Annotated in this window: 10 protein-coding genes and 1 other RNA gene; 2 read left to right on the top strand and 9 right to left on the bottom strand. The window is 50.7% G+C overall.

Annotation, left to right across the window (positions count from 1 at the left end; genetic code table 11):
- Nucleotides 1–10: 10 nt before the first annotated feature.
- The 3 genes from alaS to GVY42_RS00665 all read right to left on the bottom strand — a co-directional run bounded on the left by alaS (nt 11) and on the right by GVY42_RS00665 (nt 5927).
- Complete coding sequence (gene alaS / locus GVY42_RS00675; protein ID WP_159562012.1) at nt 11–2653, bottom strand: alanine--tRNA ligase; 2643 nt, start codon at nt 2651–2653, stop codon at nt 11–13.
- Nucleotides 2654–2962: 309 nt separating this feature from the next.
- On the bottom strand, nt 2963–5170 hold the full coding sequence (locus GVY42_RS00670; RefSeq protein ID WP_159562011.1) for an ATP-dependent RecD-like DNA helicase: 2208 nt from the start codon (nt 5168–5170) through the stop codon (nt 2963–2965).
- 70 nt (nt 5171–5240) lie between these two features.
- Complete coding sequence (locus GVY42_RS00665; protein ID WP_159562010.1) at nt 5241–5927, bottom strand: hypothetical protein; 687 nt, start codon at nt 5925–5927, stop codon at nt 5241–5243.
- Between the two features lie 115 nt (nt 5928–6042).
- Here GVY42_RS00665 and GVY42_RS00660 point away from each other — a divergent pair, with 115 nt between their 5' ends.
- Nucleotides 6043–6591, top strand: coding sequence for a VOC family protein (locus GVY42_RS00660; protein ID WP_159562009.1), 549 nt, complete (start codon nt 6043–6045; stop codon nt 6589–6591).
- Between the two features lie 61 nt (nt 6592–6652).
- Here GVY42_RS00660 and GVY42_RS00655 read toward each other — a convergent pair whose 3' ends face one another.
- From GVY42_RS00655 to cymR, 4 genes are read right to left on the bottom strand one after another with little or no spacing between them, the layout of a single operon-like run.
- Nucleotides 6653–7312, bottom strand: coding sequence for a lipopolysaccharide assembly protein LapB (locus tag GVY42_RS00655; RefSeq protein ID WP_159562008.1), 660 nt, complete (start codon nt 7310–7312; stop codon nt 6653–6655).
- Between the two features lie 10 nt (nt 7313–7322).
- Nucleotides 7323–8444, bottom strand: coding sequence for a tRNA 2-thiouridine(34) synthase MnmA (gene mnmA / locus GVY42_RS00650; protein ID WP_074037444.1), 1122 nt, complete (start codon nt 8442–8444; stop codon nt 7323–7325).
- Nucleotides 8445–9581, bottom strand: coding sequence for a cysteine desulfurase family protein (locus tag GVY42_RS00645; protein ID WP_159562007.1), 1137 nt, complete (start codon nt 9579–9581; stop codon nt 8445–8447).
- Nucleotides 9582–9598: 17 nt separating this feature from the next.
- Entirely contained in the window at nt 9599–10006 is a 408-nt protein-coding gene (cymR, locus tag GVY42_RS00640; RefSeq protein WP_074037447.1) for a cysteine metabolism transcriptional regulator CymR, read from the bottom strand.
- A gap of 60 nt (nt 10007–10066) precedes the next feature.
- Between cymR and GVY42_RS00635 the strand changes: the two genes are divergently transcribed.
- Entirely contained in the window at nt 10067–11383 is a 1317-nt protein-coding gene (locus GVY42_RS00635) for a replication-associated recombination protein A (RefSeq protein WP_074037449.1), read from the top strand.
- A 12-nt stretch (nt 11384–11395) separates the two neighbouring features.
- Here GVY42_RS00635 and GVY42_RS00630 read toward each other — a convergent pair whose 3' ends face one another.
- Nucleotides 11396–12163, bottom strand: coding sequence for a ThiF family adenylyltransferase (locus tag GVY42_RS00630; protein ID WP_159562006.1), 768 nt, complete (start codon nt 12161–12163; stop codon nt 11396–11398).
- A 95-nt stretch (nt 12164–12258) separates the two neighbouring features.
- Nucleotides 12259–12445: non-coding RNA, 6S RNA (gene ssrS, locus GVY42_RS00625), on the bottom strand.
- Nucleotides 12446–12484 lie beyond the last annotated feature (39 nt).

The raw sequence follows: 12484 nt of genomic DNA, 5'->3' as shown, positions 1-12484 counted from the left end.
TCACACTCTATTATGCCAGTGATTCGACGTAATGTGAAGCAAACTTCAATGCTTCGTCCAGTTTTGTTGCATCACGGCCACCTGCTTGTGCCATGTCTGGACGACCGCCACCGCCACCACCGCAGCGTGTCGCGACTTCTTTAATCAGTTTTCCGGCATGGAAGCCACGATCGTTCAAGTCTTTCGTCACACCTGCGACAAGGTTGACCTTCTCACCGTTCGCCGAACCAAGGATAATCACGGCAGAACCGAGTTTAACTTTCAAGTCATCGACCATGCTGCGAAGGGCATCCATATCTTGTCCATCGACGCGTTTCGCAATCAATTGAACGCCGCCAATCGTTTCGATCGCATCCGTTAATGAAGATGCCTCGATGTTGGCAAGTTTCGCTTTAAGCGACTCTGAAGCGCGTTCGACTTCTTTGATTTCAGCTTGAAGTGCTTGTACGCGTGCAGGAACTTCAAGTGGTTTCGTCTTCAACAGTTTCGCTGTCGCTTCGAGCGTCTCGATTTGTTGGTTCATCACTTCATATGCGCCAGCTCCCGTGACCGCTTCAATTCGACGCGTCCCAGCGCCAATCCCTGATTCAGACAAGATTTTAAAGAGTCCGATTTCAGCCGTGTTGGAGACGTGAATCCCACCACAAAGCTCAACCGAGTAATCTCCTGCTGATACGACACGAACGACATCACCATACTTCTCGCCGAAGAGTGCCATCGCGCCTTTTGCTTTCGCATCCGCAATGTTCATCTCTTCGATATCGACACCGATCGAGGCCCAAATCTTCTCGTTCACTTGACGCTCAATGGATTGAAGCTCTTCTGATGTCACTTGACCGAAGTGAGAGAAGTCAAAACGGAGACGATCTGGTGTCACGAGTGAACCGGCCTGGTTGACGTGCTCCCCGAGCGTATCTTTGAGTGCGCGGTGCAAGAGGTGCGTCGCCGTGTGGTTCTTGACGATGGCTTGACGCGATGCTTGGTCGACAGAAGCCGTGACGGCTACTTCCGCTTTCGCCACACCTGACTCGACCGTGACCGTATGCAAGTTCTGTCCGTTCGGTGCCTTCGACACATCTTTCACGCGAAGAAGGAAGTCTTCGCCGACGATTTGTCCTTTATCACCGATTTGACCGCCACTCTCAGCGTAAAATGGTGTCTGATCGAGGATGACTTGTGCCTCTTCCCCTGCAGCGACGACGTCAGCGAGTTCGCCGTTGTGAATCAAGCTGATGATTTTTGCGTTCGTCTCAAGGTTGTTATAACCGAGGAATGTCGAAGGCATCGTGATGTCTGCAAGCACACCCGACTGAATCTGCATCGATTCTACGTCAGCACGCGCTTGACGTGCACGTTCACGTTGCTCGTTCATCGCTTCTTTGAAACCGTCCTCGTCAACCGTCATCTGATGGTCTTCTGCGTATTCGATTGTCAATTCGAGCGGGAAGCCATACGTGTCATAAAGACGGAATGCATCTTGACCGCTGATCACGTTTGACCCAGCAGCTTTTTGTGCTTTCGCGACTTCGTTCAAAATTGCGAGACCGTCATTCAACGTTTCGTGGAAACGCTCTTCCTCGTTCTTGATGACTTTCTTGATGAAGTCTTTCTTCTCGTTCACTTGCGGGTAGAAGTCGACCATGATGTCTCCGACGACATCGACGAGCTCATACATGAACGGACGCTCGATTCCGAGCATCTTCGCATAACGTACAGCACGGCGGAGAAGACGACGGAGGACATAGCCACGTCCTTCGTTCGATGGAAGTGCCCCGTCACCGATTGCGAACGATACTGTACGAATATGGTCCGCGATGACTTTGAACGCAACGTCTTTGCTGCTGTCTTGACGGTATACGTCGCCACTGATTTTTTCAGTTTCACGAATGATCGGCATGAAGAGGTCGGTATCGAAGTTTGTCGGTACGTCTTGAAGGACGCTCGCCATCCGTTCGAGTCCCATCCCTGTATCAATGTTTTTACGCGGAAGCTCTGTGTAGTTTCCGTGTCCGTCATGGTTATATTGGCTGAACACGATGTTCCAGATTTCAAGGTAACGCTCGTTCTCCCCACCCGGATAAAGTTCAGGGTCTGTCGGGTCGTCCCCGAATGCTGGACCACGGTCAAAGAAGATTTCCGTGTTTGGACCAGATGGACCTTCACCGATTTCCCAGAAGTTATCTTCTAGCGGGATGATGCGGTCAGCTGGCATACCGAGGTTCAACCAAATTTGTTTTGATTCTTCATCGTCCGGGTGAATCGTGACGGAGAGACGGTCCGGATCGAGTCCGTACCATTCGTCGCTCGTCAACAGTTCCCAGCCCCATGTGATCGCTTCTTCACGGAAGTATTCACCGACTGAGAAGTTCCCGAGCATCTCGAAGAACGTATGGTGACGTGCTGTCTTCCCGACGTTCTCGATATCGTTCGTTCGAATCGATTTTTGAGCGTTGACGATACGTGGGTTCGCTGGAATCACACGTCCATCAAAGTATTTCTTCAATGTCGCAACACCTGAGTTGATCCACAACAAAGTCGGATCTTCAACCGGTACAAGTGAAGCACTCGGCTCCACGCTGTGCCCTTTTGATTTGAAGAAATCTAAGTACATTTGGCGAATCTGTGCGCCAGTCAATGATTTGAGCGGTTTCATGAACAATTCCTCCTTATTTCTGAACGAAACGAAAAAAAGCGATGCCTGCCCCTGTGGAAAGGGACGAAAGCATCGCTTCGTGGTACCACCCTCGTTCGCACGGTATACACCGTGCCTCGAACATCCGTTAACGTGGATGAGGCGCCCAGGTTGAGTGGGGACTCCAGAATAGCTTCGGTCGGCCGACCCCCATCTTCTCGCAGCCTAGGAAGATGTCTCTGTAGAGGTGGTGACGACGTACTCATTTCCTTCATCGTCTGTATCGTTTCAGTTGTCTATTCGTCATTATCACACGCGTTCGGAAAGACGTCAAGACTTCCCACCTAAGCGTTCGACCAATTTTGTCCGTCGCACTGGTTCCTCTTCTCGCGTCGCCGCCTCAAGCGCACGCACATCACCGAACAAGAGTAAGCTCTTCTTCGCCCGAGTCACGGCTGTATAAATCAAGTTACGTGACGACCGGAATCCCCCGTTGAAGAAGACTGGCATGAGCACGATCGGGAACTCGGACCCTTGTGACTTATGGATCGTGATGGCGTAGGCGTGGGTGAACTGGTCCCATTCACTACGGTTGTACTCGACTTCTGTCTGATCGAATCGAATATAAATTTTGTCGACCTTATCAACGTTTTCCTTCGCATAGAAGATGTTCGTGATTTCTCCGATGTCCCCGTTATAGACGTTTTCCTCGGCGTTGTTGACGAGTTGTAGCACTTTATCGCCATTGCGGTAAATGCGCGTCCCATGTTTCACTTCACGGGCACTCGATTTTGGATTGAATACGTTCTGAAGTGCTTCATTCAGCCCATCAATTCCACAGACACCCCGATATGTCGGTGCGAGCACTTGAATATCAAACGGTGAATATCCTTTTCGGAGAGCCGCTCCTGCCATCTGACAAATCGCTTGAAGCGCCGTCTCTTGGTTCGCCGTATAGAAACGCCGGTCTGGCAGTGACGCCAACAAATCGTCTGGCATTTTCTTCGCATTCAACGAATGGGCGAGACGGAGGATACTTGACTCCGACGCTTGACGATGGACGACGTCAAGGCGGACGACCGGAATCCCTTCTGTCGCCATCAAATCGGCAAGTACTTGCCCCGGTCCGACAGATGGGAGCTGATCACGGTCTCCGACGAACAAGATTTTCATGCCGTTCGGTACCGCTTTGAGCAAACTTCGGAACAAAAAGATGTCAATCATCGACGCCTCATCGACGATGAGCACTTTCCCGACAAGTGGATTCGTCTCATCGACTTGGAACGAACTTCCGTCGAACTTTAACAGACGGTGGATCGTCGAGGCCGGTAGCCCGGTCGACTCACTGAGGCGTTTCGCCGCTCGACCCGTCGGTGCGGCCAAGACGAACGGGAACGGTTGGTTCGGAACGGGTTCTAACTTCCAATCGAAGACATCGCTGAGTGCATGAATGATGCCTCGAACGACCGTCGTCTTCCCGGTACCCGGTCCACCGGTAAGAACCATGAGCGGTGACTTGAGGGCGAGTTCGATGGCTTCTCGCTGTTGAGTGGCATATTCAATCGAGAACATTTCCTCGACACGTCCGACCGCGTCAAAGATGGTCGTCATGTCCACGTCCTCTGTCGTCGATGTCGCCATGATTCGGGCCAACTCTTCTGCCGCCTTCCGTTCGGCACGGAAGACACGGGGATGATAGACGACCCCATCCTCGATGACGACCCGTTCTTCTTTAGCGAGCGATTCGAGCGCCGTGACGAGCGCATCCCCCGGATCAGCCCCGATGATTCGAGGCATCTCGGCTTCGAGTTGTTCCGCCGTCACGTAGAGATGACCGTTCCCTTGCTCGAGTTCTAATACGTACAGCACGGCTGCCGCGATGCGTTCAGGATGAATGCCTTGAATCCCAAAATGTGCCGCGATGGCATCCGCCGTCTTGAATCCAATCCCCTGTACATCGTACATGAGCGCATACGGATTCTTCTCAATCGTCTCCATCGCCCGTCCTTCATACTCTTTATGAATTTTCGAGGCGAGACGTGGCGTCACGTCGAATGGAGCGAGAAACAAAAGCAACTGATCGACCCCATATAAAACGTTCAGGCGTTCGGTGATCACACGCGCCTGCTTTTCTTTCAATCCGTCTACCTCAGACAGGATACTCGGATGTTTGACGATTTGATCGATACAATCGTCTCCAAGAGAATCCGCAATCTTTTGCGCCGTCTTTTGACCGATTCCGGGAAAAGACCCGTTCGTCAAAAAGCGGACGGCTGCACGTTTCGTCATCGGGACGACACGACGAATCCAATCCGCTTTCATCTGTTTCCCAAATCGAGGATGGTCAACGAGACGACCGTGCGCCTTATACGTCTCGCCTTTTTCGATGCCGACTCCGACGCCAGCGATGACCATCTCGGTCTCATCCGTCTCAAAATTCTTTTCTTTAATACGTACGAGCGCAATCGTATGCGCCTCTTCTTCTGATTGAAACAGGACTCGAATGACTTTTCCAGTCAACTCATAAGGTGCTGCCATCATATCCGACACCTCCAGCTATTTTTCCATCATCCATTATAGCCCGAGATGAATCGATTGAACAAATGCCCTAATTGAACAGGTTTAAGATTTGCTCGATTCGGTCGAGATCGACGACTTCCAAAATACGTATCAACTGTTCGATATCGACTCGGTCCAAAATGCGCTCAACCTGATCCAAGTCCACTTCTTCAATTAATCTCTGAATCCTGTCCAAGTCACCAGATGCCTGATATGCCTCGAGTTTTGTGAAGAGCTCGGTCTTCTCGATTCGAATCGAGTCCTCAAGCATCCCTCTCGCCCCAAATAGGACGAGACCGATGACAGCCAACTGAATCAACCAGTTCGTCACGACTTTCCAGAATGGAACGGTCTGATGGATGAACGGAATGAGCGGAATGAACGTTACTTGAAGGAGTATGATCCCGACTTGAACATACACGTTTGGAATAAGAAATCCGAGTAATGCCAGAATCAATGGAACGAGCCACCCCACACCGACATGTTCAGATGTATGTTGCCAAGACTTTTGCTCACTGTACACATAGTGAACTGTCCATCCGACGAGAAGGAGCGCTATGAATAAAAGAAGGATTAACGTTAAGAGTCCACGTGGTTCAACGACCACTTGATACAAAATCGTATTCGTCCATTTTCCGTCTGCCAATCGTTCATTTACCGATTCAAATAATTGATTCAACCACACATACTCGACAATGAAAAACAAAATGACGCTGACCATGCTGAATTTTCGCAAGCCACTCGACCTCCTTCTATAGGTTGTCATTCCCCCACTTCAATACTGCTAGTCGCGTTTTTGATTCAAAGAAACGGGGAACTGTTCGAATGACACATTGAAGGAGGAATCATCTATGGGCAAACGAATTCCAGTAAGCGGATTATGCGAACTCGTGTTAGAAGTGACAGACATGAACGAAGCTGTAGCTTTTTGGCATGAAAAATTAGGTCTTCCTGTCGTCGAACAATGGGTCGGAGACGATGCGGAGCCGAGTGAATCACAAGAGCAGGCGAACGAGCCGTGGGCAACATGGCTTTATATCGGTGGGAACACACGGTTAGGTCTTTGGTTGAAGCGCGACTTTACGGAAGAAGAGGATGCGAACCGTAAACAGGACGTGACGGAATGGGACACACTCTATGATGAAGGTGGCGTCCACGTCCACTGTGCGTTCTTCGTTCCGATGGAGTCGTTTGAACAGGCTCTCGAAATCTTAGATGAGACCGATGTCCCTGTTAAACTTCGGACGTGGGACGAAGATGAGACGAAGAATGGGAAAGAACGCTCGGCGTACTTCAAAGACCCGAGCCATAACATCATCGAACTGTATACGAAAAATATGGACGAAGCATACGGCAAGTTTGCCGGAGAACCCGTCAAAATCACAACGAAGCAACTTTGATTGCGATAACTAAAGAAAGTGCCATCGCTCAATCGCGATGGCACTTTCTTGTTCATACGTTTCAGTTTCCAAGCAGCGCATCCATCTTCGTGATGGCGTCACGCGCAAGTTCATGATCCGGTTGCATCTCCAAGACGCGTTGAAGCTCAGCGTACGTTCGTTCCTGGTCACCCAAGAACGCATATGCGATTGCCAAGTTGTAACGGGCATCCGTATGGCTCGCATCGAGATCGAGCGTCTCTTCTAGCGCAACGACCGCCTCTTCGAGCTGTTCACTCTGTGCGAGTGCAAGTCCGTATTGGAACGTGATCTCCACGTCTTCTGGCGATTGTTTTTTCGCTTCACGCAAGCGTGGCATCGCTCGAACGAAATCACCCATCGCCTTATACGTCAACCCGAGCATGAAATGAAGATCAGCATCATCCATGCCAGAAAGGAGCGCTTGGCGAAGCGACGCCTCCGCTGACTCCAATTGCTCGAGTTCATAGGCAAGTGCACCTTTCGCGTAGTGAGCGGCACCGAACGAACCATCGAGCTCGATCGCCTTATCATAGAAGATGACGGCACGATCGTAATCGTTGATCGCCTGGAGCAATGTCCCCATGTTGACGAAACCAGTCGGGTCCGTCGGGTTCGCTTCGATGGCCTCATTGAAATGTTTGGCCGCCTGTTCGAATTCACCTTGCTGCATCGCTTGGATGCCTTGTTCGTTTGCGTTCATATCAATCACCTCATCCGATATAGTCGAGTCGTTTTCCGTTTCGATACGCTTCGTCAATCGTTGCCCCACCGAGACAGATGTCGCCATCATAGAAGACGACCGCTTGTCCTGGCGTGATGGCACGTTGTGGTTCATCGAACTTGACGAGGACCTCGCCATTTTCGAGCGGAGCGATCGTGACCGGGACATCTTGTTGGCGATAACGGAACTTCGCCGTCGCCCGGAACTCTCCTGATGAAGCAGCTCCCGTCCATGATAGTTTCGAAGCGAGCAGCGCATCTGAGTAGAGCGCGTCGTGATGGAACCCTTGTCCGACGAACAAGACGTTGTTCTCAACATCTTTCCCGACGACGAACCAAGGATCACCGTCGCCACCGATTCCGAGACCGTGACGTTGTCCGAGTGTATAATACATCAACCCGTCGTGACGTCCTTTGACGACGCCATCGAGCGTCCGCATTTCACCAGGCTGTGATGGAAGGTATTCCGACAAGAATTCTTTAAAGTTCCGTTCACCGATAAAGCAGATTCCCGTCGAATCTTTCTTCTTCGCCGTCGCGAGTCCTGCCTCTTCGGCAATCGCACGTACATCTTTCTTGTCCATATGACCAATCGGGAACATCGTCCGCGCGAGCTGGTCTTGTGACAATTGGTTCAAGAAATACGTTTGGTCTTTGTTATCGTCTTTTCCTCGTAACAAACGATGCTCACCATCAACATATTTCACTTGCGCATAGTGTCCGGTCGCTACAAAATCGGCACCGAGTCGAAGCGCATGGTCGAGGAATGCTTTGAATTTGATTTCTTTGTTACACATGACGTCCGGGTTCGGCGTCCGACCGAGACGATATTCCGCTAAGAAATATTCAAAGACGCGGTCCCAATATTCTTTTTCAAAGTTGACCGCATAGTAAGGAATCCCGATTTGGTTCGCCACGGCGATGACGTCTTCATAGTCCTCTGTCGCCGTACACACACCGTTCTCGTCCGTGTCATCCCAGTTTTTCATAAAAATTCCGATGACGTTATACCCTTGTTCTTTTAACACATGGGCCGTCACCGATGAATCGACGCCACCTGACATCCCAACGACGACCGTCGTCTCTTCAGGGGCTTTCGTGCGTAAATTCATCTATCTCACTCCGTTCATAAATGTCGAGACGACTTCTTCTAGTCGCTCCGCGAGCCGTTTCGCGTCCTCGACCGAGTTACCGTGGCCAAAACTGATTCGAACAGACTGACGCGTCCGCTCTGAATCCCCGTACATCGCCGACAATACATGGGACGGTTCGACCGACCCCGCCGTGCAGGCGCTCCCGCTCGAAATCGCCATGCCCCGCATATCCATCATGATGAGGAAAGGTTCAAGGTCAATTCCAGGGAGGTATAGGTTCACGATGTGAGGTAAACGATTCGACCCGTTCACCTCATAAGTTACGCCTAGTTCGTCAAGACGTTGACGCAGTGCCAAATCGAGCGAAGCATAGAGAGTCACTCGGTCCTCACGCTCTGCCATGACGAGTTCAGCTGCTTTTTGGAATCCGACGGCACCCGGAACATTTTCCGTGCCGGCTCGACGTTTACGTTCTTGTTGTCCACCAAAAGAACGTGACGCTAATTTTACACCTGTTTTCATGAAAAGAAAACCGATACCTTTTGGTCCATTCACTTTATGTGCGGACGCCGACAATAAATCGACATGAATACGTTTCACATCAATTTCTTCTGTACCGAGCGCTTGTACCGCATCCGTATGGAAGAGAGCCTGATGGTCTTGTAACAACTCCCCGATTTCTTGAATCGGTTGGCGCGTTCCGACCTCGTTGTTGCCGTACATAACCGATACGAGAATCGTATCCTCACGTAACGCTGATCGGAACGTTTCTATATCTACAGCTCCCGACTCATCAACATCGAGATACGTGACGTCGAAGCCCTCGCGCTCAAGTTGCTCCATCGCGTGAAGAACGGCGTGATGTTCGACTTTTGTCGTGATGATATGTTTGCCTTTTTCTTGATGGGCATACGCCGCACCGAACAAAGCATAATTATCCGACTCCGTCCCACCTGACGTAAAGACGATCTCGTTCGGTGAAGCACCGATCCACTTCGCGAGGACGCGACGTGACGAATCGAGCGCCGCCCGGGCGTTACGTCCAATCCCATGGATGCTCGACGCATTCCCGTACGTCTCTAAAAAGTAGGGTGTCATCGCTTCGAGGACTTCTGGTCGCATCGGTGTCGTCGCAGCGTGATCAAAATAGTTCATCTAAGGTCACCTCATTATTAAATATAAAACATGTAGCCGTCTGACTCTTCCTCAGCGAGGTCAGCGAGTGTCGTTTCATCAAGGACGGTATCAATCGCTTCTTTGATTTTATCCCAAAGCTTCCGTTTCACCGCATCATCTGCTTCAGATTCTTCGACGATGGCCAGCGGTCCTTCAAGCAAGCGAATGATTTCACCCGCTGTCACTTCTTCTGGCGGTTTGACGAGCTGATAGCCGCCATACGCACCACGCACGCTCTTGACGAGTCCACCGTTACGGAGTGGGCCGATTAATTGCTCTAAGTAATGCTCTGGCAATTCATGTCGTGCCGCAATCTTTTTTAAACTGAGCGGTTTGTTATCAGTCTCTCGTGCCAACGCAATCATAATCGTCAAGCCATAACGGCCTTTAGTAGATATTTTCATCTTCAAGTCTCCTTCTGTTATACTAATCGAACAAACGTTTGTCGAAAGGAATGGTTACGTATGCCTGATTTATTTCATCAATCGAATGGCGGACCGCTCGCCAATCGGATGCGCCCCGAAACATTAGATGACGTTATCGGACAGCGCCATATCATCGGCGAGGGCAAGCTACTTCGTCGTGCCATCGAAGCCGATCGACTCGGTACGATTATCCTATATGGTCCACCTGGCACCGGTAAGACGACACTTGCCCGTGTTATTTCGAATTACACGAAAGCGACATTCGTCCAATTGAACGCCGTCACAGCAAAACTCGATGAATTGCGGAACGTCATTCGTGAAGCGGAGTCCCGCTTCGACTATGAAGACGAACGGACGATTCTCTTTTTAGATGAGATCCACCGGTTCAATAAGCTCCAACAAGACGCGCTCCTTCCTGCCCTTGAGTCTGGAAAGCTCGTCCTCATCGGAGCGACGACCGAAAACCCGAGTTTTGAAGTAAACGCCGCACTCCTGTCACGCGCGACCGTATTTCGACTCGAGCCACCTGGTGCTGAAGAGTTACGTGCCGTCCTTGAGCGGGCGCTACACGATTCACGTGGTCTCGGAAATTATCCGGTCAAAATGGATGAAGCTGCTGCAGACCATTATATCAAAATGGCGGATGGTGACTACCGTGTCCTATTGAACGCACTCGAACTCGCCGTCTTGACAACGCCTGAGGTGGACGGAGAGATTCATATCACGCTAGAGGTCGCGGAAGAGTCGATTCAACAGAAGTCGATCAAATACGATAAGACGGGCGACCGACATTACGATGTCATTTCGGCGTTTATCAAATCGATTCGGGGGTCTGACCCGGATGCCGCGCTATACTGGCTAGCCGTCATGATTGAGGCTGGCGAATCTCCGCGATTCATCATGCGTCGTTTATACGTCCATGCCGCCGAAGATATCGGAATGAGCGACCCGAACGCACTTCTCATCGTCGATGCAGCAGCACGAGCGAGCGAGTACATCGGTTTTCCGGAAGCTCGCATCCCAATCGCAGAAGCCGTTCTCTATTTGGCAACCGCTCCAAAATCAAATGCGGTCATCACCGCCATCGACAAGGCGCTTCACCACGTCCGGACAGTCGAGGGAGGCCCTGTGCCCGTACATCTCCGGGATGCCCATAGTCCAGGAGCACGTGAACTCGGGAACGGGGTCGGATACAAGTATCCACATGACGAAAAAGACGGGTTCGTCCCTCAAAACTATTGGCCAGAAAACTTGGCTAGAAAACGACCAAATTACTATAAACCGACGCCACGTGGATTCGAGCAACAAATTCAAAAACGGCTCGATTATTGGGAAAAACGACGCGACTCGAAATGAGCCAGCGTCGTTTTATTTTTGGATGCGGTTGATTTCGACGCCCGCTTGTTCGAGCAAGTCATTGATGACGTATCCCGCAGCGACAAGTCCTGCAACCGATGGGACGAACGCGTTCGAGCTCGGTGGCATCTTCGCTTTACGGATCGGGGCGTCTTTCTTCCCGACGACCTCGTTCACGTCCTCGCGTGTCACGATTGGAGATTCGTCCGAGAAGACGACCGGGACGCCTTTGTAGATTTTCTCTTTACGTAGACGAGTACGGACCATCTTCGCAATCGGGTCATATGACGTATCTTTAATGTCGACGACCTTGATGCGCGTCGGGTCCATCTTATTCGCCATCCCCATGCTTGAGATGACCGGGATGCCGCGACGCTTACATTCTACGATTAAATGAATCTTATAGATGATCGTGTCTGACGCATCGATAACGTAGTCGATGTTTTGAGCGAAGAACTCTTCATATGTCTCTTCTGTATAGAACATCTTCAATTGGACGAGGTCTAAGTCCGGGTTGATGTCGAGGAGACGTTTCCCCATCGCTTCGACTTTCGGTTGACCGACCGTCGACAACAGTGCGTGGATTTGTCGGTTGACGTTCGTGATATCGATATCATCTTTATCGACGAGGACGATGCGTCCGACGCCACTGCGCGCAAGTGCCTCTGCCGCAAATGAGCCGACACCGCCGACGCCTAAAATCGCGACCGTTTTATTCTTTAAAGCATCAAGGCCTTCAGAGCCGATGGCCAATTCATTTCGTGAAAACTGGTGTAGCATATTTCTTCCTCCAACTAATTCTATTTTCTCATACTATTTTACTCGGAATTATATTCAAAAAAAAGACGTCTCGCGACGTATTTACAAAAAAATCGATGGGGCCCGGAGTGCCGTGACGATGCCTTGCTTTTGAACCTGCGTATGCAGGTGGGTGACCTAGCGTTTCCTTCACAAGTCCTCCTGCACGTGATGAGGCAGTTGATCTGGTTAGCAGTTCGGTCTCCCGTATTCAAAGTGTTGGCTCAAAATAACGAAGGCGGCTCTCGTACACCTCAGGTATCCCATCTGTTGATTTAACTATAGCGCTTCTGTAAAAAGAAG

The sequence above is a fragment of the Exiguobacterium sp. 8A genome, from assembly GCF_902506275.1.
GTDB classification, from domain to species: Bacteria; Bacillota; Bacilli; order Exiguobacteriales; family Exiguobacteriaceae; genus Exiguobacterium; species Exiguobacterium profundum.
The sequence above is the reverse complement of the archived record's forward strand: the minus strand, read 5'-3'. Positions and strand labels throughout refer to the sequence as shown.

Coding starts and splice junctions, on each gene's coding strand:
- alaS (WP_159562012.1), bottom strand. CDS start 2,653: ATGAAACCGCTCAAATCATTGACTGGCGCACAGATTCGCCAAATGTAC.
- GVY42_RS00670 (WP_159562011.1), bottom strand. CDS start 5,170: ATGGCAGCACCTTATGAGTTGACTGGAAAAGTCATTCGAGTCCTGTTT.
- GVY42_RS00660 (WP_159562009.1), top strand. CDS start 6,043: ATGGGCAAACGAATTCCAGTAAGCGGATTATGCGAACTCGTGTTAGAA.
- GVY42_RS00655 (WP_159562008.1), bottom strand. CDS start 7,312: ATGAACGCAAACGAACAAGGCATCCAAGCGATGCAGCAAGGTGAATTC.
- mnmA (WP_074037444.1), bottom strand. CDS start 8,444: ATGAATTTACGCACGAAAGCCCCTGAAGAGACGACGGTCGTCGTTGGG.
- GVY42_RS00645 (WP_159562007.1), bottom strand. CDS start 9,581: ATGAACTATTTTGATCACGCTGCGACGACACCGATGCGACCAGAAGTC.
- cymR (WP_074037447.1), bottom strand. CDS start 10,006: ATGAAAATATCTACTAAAGGCCGTTATGGCTTGACGATTATGATTGCG.
- GVY42_RS00635 (WP_074037449.1), top strand. CDS start 10,067: ATGCCTGATTTATTTCATCAATCGAATGGCGGACCGCTCGCCAATCGG.
- GVY42_RS00630 (WP_159562006.1), bottom strand. CDS start 12,163: ATGCTACACCAGTTTTCACGAAATGAATTGGCCATCGGCTCTGAAGGC.